At 57.1% G+C, this 17,558-nt stretch carries 17 protein-coding genes and 1 tRNA gene; 7 read left to right on the top strand and 11 right to left on the bottom strand.

Annotation, left to right across the window (positions count from 1 at the left end; translation table 11 throughout):
* Positions 1–21: 21 nt before the first annotated feature.
* The 10 genes from AVME950_RS12865 to AVME950_RS12820 all read right to left on the bottom strand — a co-directional run bounded on the left by AVME950_RS12865 (position 22) and on the right by AVME950_RS12820 (position 8,015).
* Positions 22–630 carry an NADH-quinone oxidoreductase subunit C gene (locus tag AVME950_RS12865; protein WP_272551646.1) on the bottom strand — a complete coding sequence of 203 codons (609 nt, stop codon included), beginning with the start codon at positions 628–630 and terminating at the stop codon, positions 22–24.
* Positions 631–640: 10 nt separating this feature from the next.
* On the bottom strand, positions 641–1,120 hold the full coding sequence (locus AVME950_RS12860) for a NuoB/complex I 20 kDa subunit family protein (protein WP_007849129.1): 480 nt from the start codon (positions 1,118–1,120) through the stop codon (positions 641–643).
* 24 nt (positions 1,121–1,144) lie between these two features.
* On the bottom strand, positions 1,145–1,504 hold the full coding sequence (locus AVME950_RS12855; protein WP_092744429.1) for an NADH-quinone oxidoreductase subunit A: 360 nt from the start codon (positions 1,502–1,504) through the stop codon (positions 1,145–1,147).
* Between the two features lie 72 nt (positions 1,505–1,576).
* A tRNA-Leu gene (locus AVME950_RS12850) sits at positions 1,577–1,661 on the bottom strand.
* 121 nt (positions 1,662–1,782) lie between these two features.
* Positions 1,783–2,157, bottom strand: coding sequence for a preprotein translocase subunit SecG (gene secG / locus AVME950_RS12845; RefSeq protein ID WP_272567979.1), 375 nt, complete (start codon positions 2,155–2,157; stop codon positions 1,783–1,785).
* A gap of 41 nt (positions 2,158–2,198) precedes the next feature.
* Positions 2,199–2,942, bottom strand: a complete 744-nt coding sequence (gene tpiA / locus AVME950_RS12840) for a triose-phosphate isomerase (protein ID WP_284430100.1) — start codon at positions 2,940–2,942, stop codon at positions 2,199–2,201.
* Positions 2,939–3,931, bottom strand: coding sequence for an NAD(P)H-quinone oxidoreductase (locus AVME950_RS12835; protein ID WP_284430099.1), 993 nt, complete (start codon positions 3,929–3,931; stop codon positions 2,939–2,941). Before AVME950_RS12835 ends, tpiA begins: the two co-directional genes overlap by 4 nt.
* Before the next feature lie 91 nt (positions 3,932–4,022).
* Entirely contained in the window at positions 4,023–6,260 is a 2,238-nt protein-coding gene (gene pnp, locus AVME950_RS12830; protein WP_284430098.1) for a polyribonucleotide nucleotidyltransferase, read from the bottom strand.
* A gap of 206 nt (positions 6,261–6,466) precedes the next feature.
* Positions 6,467–6,733, bottom strand: coding sequence for a 30S ribosomal protein S15 (gene rpsO, locus AVME950_RS12825; RefSeq protein WP_007849123.1), 267 nt, complete (start codon positions 6,731–6,733; stop codon positions 6,467–6,469).
* 121 nt (positions 6,734–6,854) lie between these two features.
* Positions 6,855–8,015: a pyridoxal phosphate-dependent aminotransferase gene (locus AVME950_RS12820; protein WP_284430097.1), complete on the bottom strand. Its 1,161-nt coding sequence runs from the start codon at positions 8,013–8,015 to the stop codon at positions 6,855–6,857.
* A gap of 97 nt (positions 8,016–8,112) precedes the next feature.
* On the opposite strand from AVME950_RS12820, the gene AVME950_RS12815 reads away from it, so the two are divergent.
* Positions 8,113–8,388: a hypothetical protein gene (locus AVME950_RS12815; RefSeq protein WP_284405983.1), complete on the top strand. Its 276-nt coding sequence runs from the start codon at positions 8,113–8,115 to the stop codon at positions 8,386–8,388.
* A 31-nt stretch (positions 8,389–8,419) separates the two neighbouring features.
* Here AVME950_RS12815 and ribD read toward each other — a convergent pair whose 3' ends face one another.
* The gene (gene ribD, locus AVME950_RS12810; protein WP_284430096.1) at positions 8,420–9,532 is read right to left on the bottom strand and encodes a bifunctional diaminohydroxyphosphoribosylaminopyrimidine deaminase/5-amino-6-(5-phosphoribosylamino)uracil reductase RibD; all 1,113 of its coding nucleotides are present in this window, start codon (positions 9,530–9,532) and stop codon (positions 8,420–8,422) included.
* A gap of 137 nt (positions 9,533–9,669) precedes the next feature.
* Between ribD and pilV the strand changes: the two genes are divergently transcribed.
* Genes pilV through AVME950_RS12780 form a run of 6 tightly spaced genes read left to right on the top strand, consistent with a single transcriptional unit; the run spans position 9,670 to position 17,540 of the window.
* Positions 9,670–10,347 (top strand): type IV pilus modification protein PilV, encoded by a 678-nt coding sequence (pilV, locus tag AVME950_RS12805; protein ID WP_284430095.1) that lies wholly within the window; start codon positions 9,670–9,672, stop codon positions 10,345–10,347.
* Positions 10,344–11,375 carry a PilW family protein gene (locus AVME950_RS12800; RefSeq protein ID WP_284430094.1) on the top strand — a complete coding sequence of 344 codons (1,032 nt, stop codon included), beginning with the start codon at positions 10,344–10,346 and terminating at the stop codon, positions 11,373–11,375. The genes pilV and AVME950_RS12800 overlap by 4 nt, the downstream gene beginning before the upstream one ends.
* 1 nt (position 11,376) lies before the next feature.
* Positions 11,377–12,015 carry a pilus assembly PilX family protein gene (locus tag AVME950_RS12795; protein WP_284430093.1) on the top strand — a complete coding sequence of 213 codons (639 nt, stop codon included), beginning with the start codon at positions 11,377–11,379 and terminating at the stop codon, positions 12,013–12,015.
* A 10-nt stretch (positions 12,016–12,025) separates the two neighbouring features.
* A complete protein-coding gene (locus tag AVME950_RS12790; RefSeq protein ID WP_284430092.1) occupies positions 12,026–16,447 on the top strand; it encodes a pilus assembly protein in 4,422 nt (1,473 codons plus the stop codon).
* An 8-nt stretch (positions 16,448–16,455) separates the two neighbouring features.
* Complete coding sequence (locus tag AVME950_RS12785) at positions 16,456–16,965, top strand: type IV pilin protein (RefSeq protein ID WP_284405977.1); 510 nt, start codon at positions 16,456–16,458, stop codon at positions 16,963–16,965.
* On the top strand, positions 16,962–17,540 hold the full coding sequence (locus tag AVME950_RS12780) for a GspH/FimT family pseudopilin (protein WP_284405976.1): 579 nt from the start codon (positions 16,962–16,964) through the stop codon (positions 17,538–17,540). Before AVME950_RS12785 ends, AVME950_RS12780 begins: the two co-directional genes overlap by 4 nt.
* Positions 17,541–17,558 lie beyond the last annotated feature (18 nt).

Genomic DNA, 17,558 nt, shown 5'->3' with positions numbered 1-17,558 from the left:
TCACTTTTCGGCGCGAGCGCCTCAGTGCAGGCCTCCGTACTTTTCTTCGCGGATGATGCGGGGCGTGATCTCGCGCGGCTCGATCGTGACCGGTTCGTAGACGACGCGGCGCTGCTCGGCGTCGTAGCGCATTTCCACGTGTCCGGACAACGGGAAATCCTTGCGGAAGGGGTGGCCGATGAAGCCGTAGTCGGTCAGGATGCGGCGCAGGTCGCTGTGCCCGTCGAACACGATGCCGTACAGGTCGAACGCCTCGCGCTCGTACCAGTTGGCAGAGTTCCAGAGGTCCGAGACCGACGGCACGACCGGAAAATCGTCATCCGGGCAGAACACCTTCACCCGCACGCGCTGGTTCATGCTGACCGACAGCAGGTGCGAGACCACGCAGTAGCGCGGCCCCTCAACGCCGACGTCGCCATAAGAGGAGTAGTCCACACCGCACAGGTCGACCAACTGTTCGAACCGGCAGCCCGGCGCATCGCGCAGCAACTGCATGGCCGCCAGATAGTCCGCGGCAGAGACCACCAGGGTCACCTCATCCAGCGCCACCGAAAGCTGGCGCACCTTGTCGCCGAGCGCAGCGGCAATCGCGTCCCGAAGTGCTTCGGGTCGAATAGCAAAGGCAGTCATCGTCAACCCTTCAGACGCGAGCGATGGTGTTGGTGCGGCGGATCTTCTGCTGAAGCTGGATGATCCCGTAGATCAATGCCTCGGCCGTGGGCGGGCAACCCGGCACGTATACGTCCACCGGAACGATGCGATCGCAGCCGCGAACCACCGAATAGCTGTAGTGGTAGTAGCCGCCACCGTTGGCGCACGAACCCATGGACAGCACCCAGCGTGGCTCGGACATCTGGTCGTACACCTTGCGCAGGGCTGGCGCCATCTTGTTGCACAGCGTGCCGGCCACGATCATCAGATCGGACTGGCGCGGACTGGCGCGGAACACCTCGGCACCGAAACGGCCGATGTCGTAACGCGCCGCCGCGGCGTGCATCATTTCCACCGCGCAGCAGGCCAGACCAAAGGTCATGGGCCACAGCGAGCCGGTCTTGGCCCAATTCACCACCGAGTCGTAACTGGTGGTGATGAAGCCTTCCTTCATCACGCCTTCAATCATCGTGTCATTCCTTATGAAGACCGGTCATTCCCAATCCAGGGCACCCTTTTTCCACTCGTAGGCGAAGCCCACGACCAGGATGGCCAGGAAGATGACAACGGCAATGAAACCCGTCAGCCCCACTTCGTGGAGCGAAACCGCCCACGGAAACAGGAAAGCGATTTCCAGATCAAAAAGAATGAAGAGGATGGCGACGAGGTAGTAGCGCACATCGAACTTCATGCGCGCGTCTTCGAAGGCCTCGAAACCGCATTCGTAGGGGGAGTTTTTGGCCGCATCCGGGCGATTGGGGCCGAGGACATAGCCCAGCACCAGCGGCACGACGCCGACACCGATGCCGACCAAGATGAACAAAAGAACGGGGAGGTACTGATCGAGGTTCATCTGGAGGATGTGCTCACCGCTGAAGCTGCACCCAGACGCCCCAGGATGGGCGTGTTGGATGGGCTTTTGTTTTGGTGCCGTCGGCGAGACTCGAACTCGCACAGCTTTCGCCACTACCCCCTCAAGATAGCGTGTCTACCAATTTCACCACGACGGCTGATTTATGCATCTGGATGGCATGAGGAACCCGTTGGGTTTTTGGCTTTCCAGACAATCCGGGATTCTACTCCGGAAAAACCCTGCTCCGAGGAGCAGGATCAAATTTTGCGCTTTTCTTCTTACTTGGTGGGAATCTGCCCAGCACCGGAGGCCGGCACCACGGGTGCCGCAGGCACCTCGGACGCCGCACCGGAAGCCGGCTGAGCGGGCGCCACGACCCCAGGCACTTCCAGCACGCTGCCAACACCCGCAGGCCGGACGTTGCCAAAATATGCCAGCGCCAGCGTCGCCACGAAGAACACCCCCGCCAGCACCGCTGTGCTGCGCGACAGGAAATTGGCACTGCCGCTGGCACCGAACAGGCTGCCGGAGCTTCCGCTGCCGAAGGCTGCCCCCATGTCGGCACCCTTGCCATGCTGGATCAGGATCAAACCGATCATGCCCAGTGCAGCCAGAATCTGCACTGCCAAAATCACATTCACAAGCGCGTTCATTCTCTATTTACTCCTAATTTGATAGCTGTATGCCGGCGTCTTTATTGCACCGAAGCGATGATTTGCAAAAAGTCCTGGGCCTTGAGCGACGCCCCACCCACCAGACCGCCGTCAATATCGGGCTGGGCCAGCAACTGGGCGGCATTTGCCGCGTTCATGCTTCCGCCGTACAGCAAACGGATGCGATCCGCCTGAGGGCTTGCCGCCGCCAATTGGGCGCGCAGCACCGCATGAACCTCCTGCGCCTGCTCGGGCGTGGCGGTGCGGCCCGTACCGATCGCCCAAACGGGCTCATAGGCCACCACGATCTCGCTGATGCAGTGCCCGTTCGCGTGCACCACGGCCGCTAACTGGCGCTTGACGACGGCCTGCGTCTGCCCCGCTTCGCGCTCTGCCAGCGTTTCTCCGACGCAGACGATGGGCGTGATGCCCGCCACCAGCGCACGCTGCGCCTTGGCCGCGACCACCTCGTCGGTTTCTCCGTGGTACTGGCGCCGCTCGGAATGCCCCACCAGTACGTAGCGCACCCCGAACTCCAGCAGCATGGCGGCAGAGGCCTCGCCAGTGTAGGCACCGGACTCGTGCGCCGATACATCCTGCGCGGCGACTACGACAGCGGAACCCTCGGCCAGGGCCTGCACTTGCGCCAGGTAAGGCGCAGGCACTGCCACCACCACGTCGCAGCCGGGTTGCCCCATGCCTTGGCGCAACGCGTTCACCAATACCTGATTGGAAGCCAGGCTGCCATTCATCTTCCAGTTGCCGGCAATCAATTTCTTTTTCATGCGGTCCACGTCAAAACAATTTTCCCTGCATGCTGGCTGGACTCCATCAGCGCATGCGCCTTGGAAGCCTCCGCCGCGGCAAACGTGCTGTGCACGATCGGTCGAACCTTCCGGGATGCCAGCAGCGGCCACACCTGCTCGCGCAGGGCACGGGCAATCGCGCCTTTGAACGCCACGGACCGGGGCCGCAGCGTGGAGCCGGTGACGGTAAGACGGCGGCGAAGCACGAGGCCCGCATTCAACTCTGCCTTGATGCCGCCCTGAACGGCAATGATCACCAGGCGCCCGTCCTCCGCCAGACACTCGATCTCGCGGGCAACGTAATCGCCTGCCACCATGTCCAGCACCACATCCGCGCCCTTGCCACCGGTGATGCGCTGCACCTCCGCGACGAAGTCCTGGGTCTTGTAGTTGATGGCGTGATGGGCACCGATTTCCAGGCAGGCCGCACATTTTTCATCGCTGCCGGCCGTAACGATGACTGTGGCGCCGAATGCACGCCCCAATTGAATGGCCGCCACGCCGATGCCACTGCTTCCGCCCTGCACCAACAGCGTTTCACCGGATTGCAGACGACCGCGGTCGAACACGTTGCTCCACACCGTGAAAAGCGTTTCTGGCAGCGAGGCCGCCTCGACGTCGCTGAAACCGTCGGGCACGGGCAAACATTGTTCGACGGGGGCTACGCAGTACTCGGCGTAACCGCCGCCAGCGACCAGCGCGCAGACGCGGTCGCCCACCTTGAGGCCCGCCTTGTCCATCGCAGCCTGATCGCCCCGCTCGATCACCCCTGCCACCTCGAGCCCCGGCAAATCCGACGCGCCCGGCGGCGGGGCATAGTGCCCCTTGCGCTGCAGAACGTCGGGCCGGTTGATGCCACTGGCAGCGACCCGAATGAGCAACTCACCCTGGGCCGGCTCGGGCATCGGGCGCTCTGCCAGACGCAGAACCTCGGGGCCGCCCGGGCTTTCGATTTCCACCACACGCATAGCCATCACCTTGCTACAAAAGTCGAGATGAATAACGCGCCGGCGCAGACAAAGCCCGCGCCGGCAGCGCTCATTTCAATCGCGCAGGGGCTCAGGCGTCCATCTGACCCGACGAATCGCCGGAAGCCAGGGACTGTTGCTGTTGATCGGCACCGTCGCGGCGCTCACGGCGCTCACCACGGTCCGAGCGCTCCCCCCGCTCGGCAGGTGCAGGACGGCCGCCGCTGTCGCCCATGGGGCGATCGGCCAAAGCCTTCATCGACAGCTTGACGCGACCCTTCTCGTCCGTCTCCAGCACCTTGACCTTGACGATCTGGCCCTCGGTCAGATAGTCGGTCACCTTCTCGACACGCTCATGAGCGATCTGGCTGATGTGCAACAGGCCGTCCTTGCCGGGCAGCAGGTTGATCAATGCGCCGAAGTCCAGGATCTTGACGATGGGGCCTTCGTAGATCTTGCCGATCTCGACTTCCGCCGTGATCTGCTCGATGCGGCGCTTGGCCTCGTCTGCCTTGGCACTGTCGGTGGATGCGATCGTGATGGTGCCGTCTTCGTCGATGTTGATCTGCGTGCCGGTTTCTTCCGTCAGGGCACGGATCACCGCACCGCCCTTGCCGATCACGTCACGGATCTTCTCGGGGTTGATCTTCATCGTGAACAGCTTCGGTGCGAAGTTGCTGACCTCGGTCTTGGCCTCGCCCATGGCTTCCTGCATCTTGCCCAGGATGTGCAGGCGCGCTTCCTTGGCTTGCGCCAGTGCGACCTGCATGATTTCCTTGGTGATGCCCTGGATCTTGATGTCCATCTGCAGCGCGGTGATGCCACCCGTGGTGCCGGCCACCTTGAAGTCCATGTCGCCCAGATGATCCTCGTCGCCCAGGATGTCGGTCAGCACGGCAAAACGGTTGTCTTCCTTGATCAGACCCATGGCGATACCCGCCACGTGCGCCTTCATCGGCACGCCTGCATCCATCAGCGACAGGCAGCCGCCACACACCGAAGCCATCGAGGAAGAGCCGTTCGACTCGGTGATTTCAGACACGACGCGCATCGTGTAAGGAAACTCTTCCTTGGTCGGCAGCACTGCCACCAGCGCGCGCTTGGCCAGACGGCCGTGGCCGATTTCGCGGCGCTTGGTCGAACCCATGCGGCCCACTTCGCCCGTGGCGAAGGGAGGCATGTTGTAGTGCATCATGAAACGGTCTTCGTACTCGCCGGCCAGTGCGTCAATGCGCTGGGCGTCCCGCTCGGTACCCAGCGTGGAAACCACCAGTGCCTGGGTTTCGCCGCGCGTGAACAGGGCGGAACCGTGGGTGCGGGGAAGCACACCATTGCGGATTTCGATGGGACGGACCGTGCGGGTATCGCGGCCGTCGATGCGGGGCTCGCCCGCCAGGATCTGGCTGCGAACGATCTTGGCTTCGATGTCGAACAACAGGCCTTCGACCTTGACGGCGTCAAAGTCAGCACCTTCCGCCTTCAAAGCCGCCAGAACGGAAGCCGTGGCTTCGCGCAGAGCCTGCGTGCGGGCCTGCTTACTACGGATCTGATAAGCCGCGCGCAGCTTTTCTTCCGCCAGGGCGTTGACCTTGCCGATGAAGGGCTCGTCCTTGGCTGGCGGCTGCCAGTCCCAGACGGCCTTGCCAGCGTCGCGCACCAATTCGTGGATTGCGTTGATCGCGATGTTGCCTTGCTCATGGCCGAACACCACGGCGCCCAGCATGATCTCTTCGGACAGCTGCTGCGCTTCCGACTCGACCATCAGCACGGCGGCTTCGGTGCCCGCCACCACGAGGTCCATCTGGGAATTCTTGCGGGCCGTCTGGCCGGGGTTCAGCACATATTCGCCATTGATGTAGCCCACGCGAGCCGCACCGATCGGGCCGTTGAACGGGATGCCGGAGATGGAGAGCGCAGCGCTCACGGCGATCATGGCGGCGATGTCCGCATCCACTTCAGGATTCAGCGACACCGTATGGATGACCACGTGCACTTCGTTGAAGAAGCCTTCGGGGAACAGAGGGCGGATCGGGCGGTCGATCAGGCGGCTCGTGAGCGTTTCATGCTCGCTGGGCTTGGCTTCGCGCTTGAAGAAGCTGCCAGGGATCTTGCCTGCAGCGTACGTCTTCTCGATGTAATCCACCGTCAAGGGGAAAAAGTCCTGCCCGGGCTTGGCGGTCTTGGAGCCCACCACCGTGGCCAGAACGACGGTGTCATCGATGTTGACCAGCACGGCGCCGGACGCTTGGCGGGCGATTTCGCCCGTTTCCATGACGACGGTCTTGTCGCCCCACTGGAAGGACTTGGTGACTTTATTGAAAATGCTCATGTTTGCTCCATTTTTAATCGCTGGCTACACAGAACCAGCCTGCAAAGGAGTGCAATTCAGAACACGATGCCATTCCAGTGGCCCTGCCCTTTTCCTCGATGGAACAAGGCCATTGGAATGACACAGCTTCGCTCTGTTTTGCGGCTCCGAAGTAAAAAACGCCTGAGCTAGCGTGCTAACCCAGGCGTTTCGGCATGCGAATGCGCTTACTTGCGCAGACCCAGCTTGGCGATCAATGCCGTATAACGCTCAGCGTCCTTCGCCTTCAGGTAGTCCAGCAGCTTGCGGCGGCGGCTCACCATGCGCAGCAGGCCACGGCGACCGTGGTGATCCTTGGCATGGGTCTTGAAGTGAGGGGTCAATTCGTTGATACGGGCCGTCAGAAGGGCCACTTGAACTTCCGGGCTACCGGTATCGTTGGCAGCACGGGCATTGGCCTTGACGACTTCGGCCTTGATAGAGGATGCGATCATTGGTTTTCCTTGAATTGCGGGGCCGGTGATTGCAGCGCATGGCTGCCCTGCCCCTGTCTTACTTGCGCAAGCGGCTGGAATGGCCACAAGCGTGCGTCTTGCACCATGCAAAACCTAGCGATTATACCCCGAGCCATGTTTTGAGCCGTTGCACCCCTTGCACCAACCGCTCAGGATCGCGGGAGGCAAAGCACCAACGCAACCATCCTTGCGCCTCCAGACCGAACGCGTTGCCCGGTGCCAACCCCAAACCGGCTTCCCGCACCAACCGCTTGGCCAAATCCAGAGAGTCGCCCTGGCCGGGCAGCCGAAAGAACGCATACATGCCGCCACGCGGACTGGCGACCTCAATGCCCGGCAGCGCCTGCAGCAAGGGAACCAACGCATCCCTGCACACCTGGAGATGAGAGACGACACGGGGCGTGATTTCTGACGCATGCTGCAAAGCCGCAATGCCCGCCTGCTGCGTGAAGACACTGGTGCAAGACGTATTGAATTCGATGAGCTTGCCCATGTGATGGGTCATCTCGGCCGGCATGACCAGCCAACCCAGACGCCAGCCCGTCATGAGGAAGCTTTTGGAAAAGCTCTGCACCACGACCAATCGGTCCTCAGCCTCTGCCAGATCCAGAAAGCTGGGCGCGCACACCGAGTTGGATGGATCGTCGTAATAAAGCCGCTCGTACACCTCGTCGGCCAGTATCCACGTGCCCGTCGTACGGCAGTGCTGGATGATTTGACGCTGTTCGTCACGCGTGAGCGTCCAGCCCGTGGGATTGTTGGGTGCATTCACGATCAGCAAACGCGTGGAGGGGGTGATGGCAGCCAACAGCGCATCCATGTCCAACACCCATGCGCCCCCCGGCTGGGGACGCAACGGAATGCATCGCAGCCGCGCGCCCATGATCTGGGGCTGCGCCGTCAGGTTGGGCCACACCGGCGTCACCGCCACCACCTCGTCGCCAGGGTCGAGCAACGCCTGCACGGACAGCATCAGCCCGTTCACCCCGCCCGAGGTCACGGCCACCCGGTCTGCAGCGATCGGCCCATGCAATGCGCTCGTGTACGAGGCGATCGCGCTGCGCAGCTCGGACAGCCCCAGGTTATGAGAGTAGAAGGTTTCTCCCCGCCCAAGAGACTCCATGGCCGCCCGCCGCACAGGCTCAGGGGTGACCTCATCGCTTTCGCCAAACCAGAAAGCGAGCACATCGCTGCGGCCCATTCCCGCATTGGCCACTTCACGGATTTTGGATTCTTCAAGGTGGATGACGGTAGCGCGCATCGAAACTTCCAGAGCAAAAGATCAGCGGGCATCGTAGCGGCTTCCACCATGCTCTTGCGCCACAATATCCTGAAATCAAAATCCCAGGGAGGAACCCATGCCCACTCGAACCGCCAAACACCTTGCAGGATTTGCCTTCCTGCTTTGCGCCGGAGTCTCACTCGGCATGAATACGCTTGCGGCCCATGCAGCGACAACGACCGATGCCTCGAATTCAGCGCAGGACAACAAAAGAAAGAATACGGTCAAGTTGAAAACGACCACTCCACGAAGCACCTCCGAAGAGTCGACTGCCGAACGCGATCGCAGGCTGTACAGAGAATGCAAAGGGCGACCGAACGCCGGGGCGTGTCTTGGATATGCCAAGCCATGAGCCTTCAAAAAGCCAAAGCGAAAATCGGGTCTTAAAAATCAGCGTGGCCGGACAGCCGCGCGACCACGCGCAGGTCCGGGCCGACCATCTCGACCGATTGGAATGCCATGTCGGTTCCGTCGGATAGCCTGGACAATGCCACCCGGTGCGCAATGCCCAATCCAGGCCCCAACAATTTGGGGGCCAGATAAAGCAGCACATCGTCCACCAACCCCGCTTGCAGTAGCGCGCCATTCAACTGGCTGCCCGCTTCCACATGCACTTCATTCATTTGCAGGCGACCCAGATCCAACATCAGGGCAGCCAGGTCGATGTGCCCTTCCGCATTGGGCAAATGCAGCACGGTGACACCGCGCGAGGCGAGTAACGCCTCCTTTTCAGGGTTTTGGATGGCCGTGTAAATAAAAACCCGGCGCTCGGCTTTGAAAATGGCCGCGTGCAATGGCACCCTCAACTGACTGTCCAACAAAATCAGGTCAGGTTGGCGAGGAGTCTCGACCTCCCGGACATCCAGCCGTGGATCATCCGCCAGAACGGTGCCGATGCCAGTCAACACTGCACACGCCCGCGCACGCCAGGCATGGCCATCGGAGCGTGCCAAGGGCGACGTGATCCATTGGCTTTCACCTCCATGCAAGGCCGTCAAGCCATCCAGAGAGGCAGCTGCCTTCATGCGAACCCAGGGGCGTCGGCGGATCATGCGGCTGAAAAAGCCCAGGTTTAACTCGCGGGATGCTTGCGATTCAAGGCCCACGTCTACTTCCACGCCACGCTCGCGCAATCTGCTCACCCCTTGCCCCGCCACCATGGGATTGGGATCGGTGATAGAGGCAAACACCTTGCTCAATCCCGCGTCAGCCAAAGCATCGCAGCACGGACCGGTTCTCCCATGATGCGAACAGGGCTCCAAAGTGACATAGGCAGTGGCCCCTTCTACCGACAACCCACGCCCATGGGCATCGCGCAGCGCCATGATTTCAGCGTGCGCCTGACCTGCCGGCTGTGTAGATCCTTCGCCCAGCACCGTGCCAGAAGCATTGACGATCACGCAGCCGACTCGTGGATTGGGCGAGGTTCGAAAGAGGCCTTGCTGCGCCAGTTCCAATGCCCTACTCATGAAATTTGACTCTGCTGACTTGTTCATACGGCCTGAGAAAACTCCAGTCTTGGATGCCACGGTTGGCGGGCAGCCGCCCATTCTGCCGCCAAACGGTCAGCCTTATGGAGCCAACGGCACAGGAGGGGCGGGCGAACTGAAGGAGACCTCCGTAACATTCGCACATGACATTCTCTGCCCTGTTACCACCGTCCAGGCTGGCCGCCAAAACCCTTTCCTGTCCACGACCTATCAGGCAATCCCGGGGCTTCACCTTGGTTGAAGTCCTGGTCGCGATCATGGTGCTGTCTTTCGGCATGCTGGGCTTGGTTGGCATGCAGGCTTTCGCCCTTCAATCCAATAGAGAGGCTCGACTGCAAGCACAAGCAGCGATGTTGGCAAGAGAGTTGGCGGAGATGATGCGGGGCAATAAAGAAATCGGTGTAAAGACAACAACTGCCGATAACCCGTATCTTGTTTCACTGTCGAGCGGGTCCATGGTGCCAGCCACTCCATCGTATTGCTTGAGCGTGGGCAATGCTTCCACGGGTTGCACATCAGCGACTGATATTGCCAATGCCGAGATGACGGATTGGCTCGCCCGGGTAGACAACACCCTGCCAGGAGCTCGCGTAGTTATCTGTTTTGACAGTGCTCCGTACAACAGCAATGGAATACCCCAGTGGGCCTGTACCTCATCCGGAGCCACTGCGAATGAGATCGCCGTAATAAAAATTGGATGGACTCGCAATTCCACTGATAGAAGTAAAACTGGAAACGACGTATTGGAGCAGGCCAGTAGCTCAGGAAGCGTTCCCTACATTATTTTCCCAGTGACCAGTGGCAACGCCAGTTCAATATGAAAAAAAACAACTACATGCCACATTATTTGGCAACCAAGGGGCAGCAAAGGGGCTTAACCCTTATCGAACTGATGGTGGCAATGGTCATCAGCTTACTGATTGTGCTGGTCGCAGTAGCAGCATTGGTCGTTTCGAGGCAGGGCTTCAGCAGCGTGGATGCAGCGTCACAACTTCGAGACAACAGCAGATTTGCCGTCGATCTGATTCAACGCTTGGGCGTACAGGCGGGATATAAGGATGTGAGAGACGCGGCCACTCCAGTACCCAATAGTACTGCTGGCATTGAATCGAATCCACCGCCAAACATCTACGGTATCAATAACCAAAAACGCAGTGAAACCGACGCATGGGATGAAAGCTCCAATTGGGGCTCAGGCGTAGGTGCAGGCAGTGATATTCTGGTGTTGAGAAATCAAACCAGCCAACTGGTGCCGACAGCCACGACTTCCGATCAAACCATGATTGATTGCATGGGGGTGGCACCATCAGCGGTACCCGTTGATCGATATGACCGCATATTGAGCATATTGCACGTTGGTATCGGACAAGACGGCGAGCCGTCTCTCATGTGCACCCATATTGGTTCAACCGGTTCTCTGGAAGCGGAGCCTCTGATCAGGGGCGTGGAAAACTTTCAGGTGCTTTACGGGGTTGATGGTATCGGCCCGAACAACGCCACTTTGCCGGCAAGTGCAGCAAGTTCACCAGAAAATGGGCCTGAGCGTTATTTAAGGGCCGACCAGATCACCAACACGTCAAATGCGGCCGTCAGCTATTCCAATTGGCGACGCGTCAGGAGCCTGCGCATCGGCATGGTTATCAGAGGCCCCAGCGGCTCGGCTATTGACAAGAGCTCTCAAACCCTCTATCCGCTGGGTATTGCCAAAGGTTCCAGTTCTGGCGCGATAGGCAGCGGCCTGGCAGACGCCACCAATGATCCAGGCACCGTTTTCACGTCATCCGATGGAAGATTGCGACAAACCGTTACATTCACGGTACACCTGCGCAACTATCAACAAGACAATTAGCATGCTGAAATTCCAAGATTTATCTGTGAAATTCGCAGTTTTACCCCGGGCTTCAAAAGAACAAGGAGCGTCATTAATTGTAGTGATGCTGTTGCTGGTGATTGTTTCCATATTGGGAATATCAGGAGTGCAGATTTCGATGATGGCGGAGCGCGGCACCCGAAATGACCGAGATACTCAAATTGCTTGGCAATCCACCGAAGCTGCATTGATGGATGCGGAATTTGACATCCTGGGACAACCTGCGAGCTCTTCCACCAAGAGAAATAGCATCTTCAAACGAGGCAGTACAGATATTGCGCAGTTTGTTCAGGACTGCGGTACATCTGGCAACACGATTGGGTTATGCGCCCTCAATGCCACGGGTAAGCCGGCTTGGTTGGCCGTGGACTTCACGAATATATCAAACAGTGCGCCTACCACTGTATTCGGAACCTATACAGGACGGACATTTCCATCTGGAAATGCAGGAATTCAGCCCGCTCAACCTCCGCGCTATGTGATAGAGCCAATTCCCGATCCCTCCATGTCTCGCACAAAAGATCCAAAAGACGTCAAGTATATTTACAGAATCACTGCCATGGGCTTTGGTCCGAATGCGGATACTCAAACAGTATCGCAAGTAATTTTCAGAAATTGAAGAGGACTATATGAACAACTCTGATAGCTCCAGGACTGCGGCAGCAATAAAAATAATTGCAGGCTGCAAAGAGAGCATTCAAAAATCGTCTTCTGCGAAGTGGATTGCATTGGCAGCCGTGCCAATCATGGCAACCATTTCATTTGTTGCATTCAGCGCGGGCACTGCGCCTTCCATACCTGCAATTAATATTTCCGCAGATCCACTCTACGCAGCAGCGGCAGTGGACAAGCCCACTTTGGCTCTGGCTTTATCCGTTGAATATCCCACAGTAGGCTCACAATACCCATCAGGGGGCGCCACAGACAATACTTATTCCAATTTAAATGAGTATTTGGGATATTATGACGCGGAAAGTTGCTATGTATACAACGATTCTCCATCGGAAACACCTGCAAGCGGCTTGACAACGGCAGACTACAAGCGTTTCGATCGCAGCGGTGCTGCAACCGCACGGAAGTGCACCAATGCCTTCAGCGGCAATTTTTTGAACTGGGCCAGCAGTTCAGCCATTGATATGCTCCGCTTGGCATTGTCAGGCGGTGATCGATACATTGATACAGCCACTACCAACTCTTCCCTGACCATACTTCAACGGGCAGTCATTCCCAATGGGGACCCGGTCTGCATGTGGAATACCAGCAATTTTCCGGCCAAGCAACTGCAAAAAAATGGTGGAAGTGCAGGGACTTATTGGGGAGCTGTCCCTACAGCAATGATCACAGCTGCCAATGGAAACGATATATGGGTAGCCAATACCCTGAATAGAATCTATTTTGGCACTTCCAATACCGGAAACTGTTCGACAGGCCCGGCATCATATAAATTGGGCGCGCCAACCACTAATTCATCCGTGGGACCGGTCAGCGATGCATCAACAGATCGACCCGGCGGTACAACTCAATGCGCTACTGAAAATAATACCTGCAGTTTTACAGGAACGAAAGAGGTTTGGTATGGAGTCAAAGTCAATGGTGTGAATTACTGGAAGGTGGCTCCCGCATCGAATGGCGTGGCTTGTACCAATGACATCTTTGGCGACCCGAAGAGCGGCACTGCTAAACAGTGTTACTACCGAAACTACAGCGGATCGTGGACACCGCCTGTGAACGCAAACTTGAATAGCGATGGCTTTTTCTATGCACGCGTTCAAGTCTGCGATACCACCTCTGGCGTTTTGCAAGACGTGCGTGCTGCATACAATTTGTGCAGGCAGTACCCCAATGGCAATTACAAGCCAACCGGTGTTATTCAGAAATACAGTGATCAGATGCGATTGGCTGCCTTTGGTTATCTTATGGACCAGACGGCAAGCTATAACAACGGCCGCTATGGCGGGGTGCTTCGAGCACCGATGAAATATGTCGGCAGCAAAACTTTCAGCACCACGGGACAGGACAACACCCCCAGCGGCGGGAATCCCAATGCAGAATGGAATGCCAACAACGGAGTATTCCTATCCAATCCCGACAACAATACCAGTCAAACGCCGAACATTAGCGGCGTCATCAACTATCTGAACAAATTTGGCAGAACCGGACCTGTACCTGGTCGCTACAAAATGTATGACCCTGTCGGTGAACTCCATTACGAGACGATCAGATACCTGCAAGGCTTGCAGCCAAGCACCGCTGCGACGAGCAATATTTCATCTGATATGTATGATGGTTATCCGGCTTACTCGACCTGGACCGACCCATATGACAACAGAAGCAATGCATCGGATTATTCTTGCTTGAAAAGCAACGTGGTTGTCATTGGAGACGTGAACACCCATGACGGAAACAGACTGCCAACGCCTGATTTGGCAAATAATATTCCAAACATTAATGCATGGCGTAGTACGGTTCAAGCTTTTGAGCGAAATCAAGCAACGACCTATCAAGATGGTCAAAATGTGACCCGAACCACTGGCAATCCCAATGGGGCCAACGGTAGCGTGCCGAGTGGTACCCAAACCAGCCAGATCATGGGGTCGGCATATTGGTCTCACACGCACGACATTCGTGGAACCGATTGGACCGCAGCCCCTGCAAAACAGCGTCCAGGACTCCGAGTCAAAACGTTCCTTTTCGACGTCAATGAGTACGGGGACCAAAACAACGTCTCAACACGCCGTTTTGCCAATCAGTTTTTCATGGCCTCCAAGTATGGCGGCTTCGAATCGGATCCCAGCAACGCTGCAGCCAGGCCGTATAACACCTATGGCAATCCTTTCAAGCGCCAAGACGGCACCAATGACAACAATGTCTGGCAAAAGCAAAATGATCCTGGCGAGGCTGGCACCTACTACCTTCAAAGTAGTGCACGTGGCGTCCTTTCAGCCTTTGACGATATTTTCAGCAGGGCGTCGACCCAAGCCAGAAGCATCGCAGGCAGTTCAGCCTCTACCACGACCATCAGCAGCACGTCGGGAAGCGTCGTGTATTCTGCCAAGTTTGATACGAGTAACTGGAGCGGAGACGTTGTCGCCGAACCTCTGACAGCCTCCGGCACCAGCCTCAACGTGGGTTCTCAGAACTGGAGCGCAGCAGACCGTTTGTCGGTGATGGCTTCGCCCGCTGCCAATCGCAAGATTTTTGTGGGAAATACCGCCGGAAATGCGAATCCAGTGGCGGCGTCATTTACTTGGGCAACGATTGAAAGCGCCTTGCAAGGCTATCTCAATAAAGCAGAACCTACCGCATCTTCAGATGGGCAAGGTTCAGCGCGTGTCAGCTTTTTGAGGGGAGACCGAACCAAGGAAGGCAATCCTTTCCGGGTGCGCAGTTCGTTGCTCGGAGACATCGTCAACTCCAGCGTTGTGTATTCAGGTGCACCTACCGCGGCCTATTCCGGTGCCGGGTATGCTGCCTTCCGGAATAGCTATAACAATCGCACGCCAGCTGTTTTTGTTGGAGCAAATGACGGCATGCTGCATTCATTCAACGCGGGTACTGGCGACGAATTGTTTGCCTATATTCCCAGCTGGATGGGCCCCAAACTCTCAGCACTGACAAACACGAGCTATGTGACTAACCATCAAAGCTATGTCGATGCGCCACCAGTTGTGGGAGAGGCGCAAGTGGCATTCAATGGCACGGCATCCGATTGGAAAACTGTCCTGGTCTCGGGAACAGGCGGAGGAGGTTCCGGGGTTTTTGCATTGGATGTGTCTGACCCGTCCAATTTTGCTGCCTCCAACGTGATGTGGGAATTCAAGCGTTCCGACGATGCAGATATGGGCCAGGTAATCGGGAAACCGCAGATTCTAAAGCTGAAAACCAGCGGGAGCGCCAGCACCAGCACCTATCGTTGGTTTGCAGTCGTGGCAAGCGGTGCGAACAATTACGTGCCCGATGTCAATGGGGTATTTAGTACGACCGGACAGCCCGCCCTTTTCCTGCTGGCATTGGACAAGCAGCCTGGAACCTCGTGGACCTTGGGAACCAATTATTTCAAGATATCCTTGCCCATCGATAGCACGCTGAGCTCCACCAAAGCGACGGGGCTTGCCAATTTTCAGCCGCTCTGGGGCAGTGCTGGCGAGGTCACGCAGATCTACATGGGAGACTTTCATGGCAACCTCTGGAAACTTGATTTTTCAAAAAATCTGCCTACCAGCGATTGGAATATGAATAAATTGACGGCATTCAACAAAGGCACTGCAGGGTCGCCTGTGCCCTACCCCTTGTATATTGCCAAAGATTCGAGCAATACCATCCAACCGATTACTGCAGCACCAGCCATATTCTCGGGACCAACAGTATCCGGCTTGGAAACTTTTTATGTCACCTTCGGCACAGGAAAATATCTGGAGACGACAGACAACACGTCGACTGCAACCAACAGTTTCTATGCCGTTTACGACAATGGTCTTACGGCTGCAGACAGTTCCCCTGCGGCGGCAAGTGTCATCAGCGGACGGGCGCGGCTGAAACAAGGCGCCATCAATACCGGCACAAGGGTCATCACGGTGGGTGCATTCAAATGGGGCCGGGCCATGTCGGATACCGATGCAACACAACGTTCTGGGTGGTATTTTGATATGCCGGTTTCTGGAGAAAAATTGGTCAGTGCCATTGGTGACCAAGGCAGCCTTTATGCCACCTTTAATACGATCATTCCTGGCGCCACTGGTGCTACCGGAACTTGCACCAACACGCCCGGAACCAGCAATGCCTATGTGGTCAACATTGGCGATGGCTCAGGGAAATACAACCTTTCGACCGTGGGTCTGTTGGGACCGAGCATGTTCTTCGTGAATGAATCCGAAACGCCGCCCACTCCACTGGACAGCACCGGTCGGGGATGGAGAACCACGACGTTGAGGAGCACAACGATCGGGCAATCCGGCGCCAGCACAAGCACGCAGGTCGTCAGCATTACCGAGGCCGTGGGTCGTCTAAGCTGGCGCCAGATCAACAACTACCAAGACATGAAAAACAAGTGAGTCAAGCTATGAACGCGCAAGCAAACCGGGGGTTCACCCTGATAGAACTCATGATCGTGGTGGCAGTGATTGGCATTCTGGCAGCAGTTGCTTATCCTGCTTACAACGACTCCATTCTGAAAGGCCGGCGAGCGCAAGGGCGGGCCGCCTTGGCAGAGCTTCTTCAGCAGCAGGAGCGATACATGACACAAAATAATTGCTACTTGGCATTCAGCAACAGCAGCGGGACTGTTGCTGCCTTAGCCCCCTCTCCATCCACTGCCTGCGGGGGTGTCACGGCCTCCACGGTTCCCTTTAAAACATTTTCTGGCGATGGAGGCTTGTCTGCGGCGGCATACCTCCTGTCTGCCAGTACATGCCCTGCAACTGGCACCGGGACGTTGCCCATTTCACAATGCGTTAGAGTGATCGCAACTCCAGTAAAGTCAGATCCAGTCGTCGGCAATTTGGAATTAATGAGCAACGGCACAAAAAAATGCAGCGGCAACACAAGCAATCCCAGGCTTTGCTGGCCATGAGTAAAACATCAAAATCGCAGAATGGCTTTACCCTGATTGAACTGGTAATAACAATGGCCATTGCTGCAATACTGCTTTTGGTGGCCGTGCCAGGGTTCCAGGCCTTTCAGCGGAATTCTCAGCTATCTTCGCTTGCCAACTCTCTTCTGGTAGCCATCAATACTGCAAAAGCAGAGGCAATGAAGCAAAATGCCAGTGCCTATGTCATTCCAGCCAGTGGTGCCGATTGGGGCACCGGTTGGATCGTTTTCGTTGATAAGGATCGCAGCCAGACCTATAGCGAAAGCGGGGATGGAACTGTCATGAAGCAAGAGGCCCCAGCAAGTTATTTCACCATATCGGGAAACGGTACGGCCACTGGTGCCGATCCTTATTTAACATTTGACAGTTCCGGATTTTCTCGAAAAAAAGATGGAAGTTCTCCAGAAAATCTCACCTTGACCATCAAGCGGAATGATGTATCGACGGCCACTCAAAATGAAGAGATGCGAAGAATCATTATTTCAAAGACAGGCAGAGCACGATCTTGCAAACCATCGACCGACTCAAGCTGTACCGCAACGGCTTCGAACTGACCAACTAACCATCCAGCC

The sequence above is a fragment of the Acidovorax sp. SUPP950 genome (assembly GCF_030158935.1).
In the GTDB taxonomy this organism is placed as follows: Bacteria; Pseudomonadota; Gammaproteobacteria; order Burkholderiales; family Burkholderiaceae_C; genus Paracidovorax.
This window is presented reverse-complemented; position numbering and strand designations above follow the sequence as displayed.

Bases quoted from the DNA above. Each gene is read 5' to 3' on its own strand.
- AVME950_RS12865 (WP_272551646.1), bottom strand. From the start codon at position 630: ATGACTGCCTTTGCTATTCGACCCGAAGCACTTCGGGACGCGATTGCC.
- AVME950_RS12860 (WP_007849129.1), bottom strand. From the start codon at position 1,120: ATGATTGAAGGCGTGATGAAGGAAGGCTTCATCACCACCAGTTACGAC.
- AVME950_RS12855 (WP_092744429.1), bottom strand. From the start codon at position 1,504: ATGAACCTCGATCAGTACCTCCCCGTTCTTTTGTTCATCTTGGTCGGC.
- secG (WP_272567979.1), bottom strand. From the start codon at position 2,157: ATGAACGCGCTTGTGAATGTGATTTTGGCAGTGCAGATTCTGGCTGCA.
- tpiA (WP_284430100.1), bottom strand. From the start codon at position 2,942: ATGAAAAAGAAATTGATTGCCGGCAACTGGAAGATGAATGGCAGCCTG.
- AVME950_RS12835 (WP_284430099.1), bottom strand. From the start codon at position 3,931: ATGCGTGTGGTGGAAATCGAAAGCCCGGGCGGCCCCGAGGTTCTGCGT.
- pnp (WP_284430098.1), bottom strand. From the start codon at position 6,260: ATGAGCATTTTCAATAAAGTCACCAAGTCCTTCCAGTGGGGCGACAAG.
- rpsO (WP_007849123.1), bottom strand. From the start codon at position 6,733: ATGATCGCATCCTCTATCAAGGCCGAAGTCGTCAAGGCCAATGCCCGT.
- AVME950_RS12820 (WP_284430097.1), bottom strand. From the start codon at position 8,015: ATGCGCGCTACCGTCATCCACCTTGAAGAATCCAAAATCCGTGAAGTG.
- AVME950_RS12815 (WP_284405983.1), top strand. From the start codon at position 8,113: ATGCCCACTCGAACCGCCAAACACCTTGCAGGATTTGCCTTCCTGCTT.
- ribD (WP_284430096.1), bottom strand. From the start codon at position 9,532: ATGAACAAGTCAGCAGAGTCAAATTTCATGAGTAGGGCATTGGAACTG.
- pilV (WP_284430095.1), top strand. From the start codon at position 9,670: ATGACATTCTCTGCCCTGTTACCACCGTCCAGGCTGGCCGCCAAAACC.
- AVME950_RS12800 (WP_284430094.1), top strand. From the start codon at position 10,344: ATGAAAAAAAACAACTACATGCCACATTATTTGGCAACCAAGGGGCAG.
- AVME950_RS12795 (WP_284430093.1), top strand. From the start codon at position 11,377: ATGCTGAAATTCCAAGATTTATCTGTGAAATTCGCAGTTTTACCCCGG.
- AVME950_RS12790 (WP_284430092.1), top strand. From the start codon at position 12,026: ATGAACAACTCTGATAGCTCCAGGACTGCGGCAGCAATAAAAATAATT.
- AVME950_RS12785 (WP_284405977.1), top strand. From the start codon at position 16,456: ATGAACGCGCAAGCAAACCGGGGGTTCACCCTGATAGAACTCATGATC.
- AVME950_RS12780 (WP_284405976.1), top strand. From the start codon at position 16,962: ATGAGTAAAACATCAAAATCGCAGAATGGCTTTACCCTGATTGAACTG.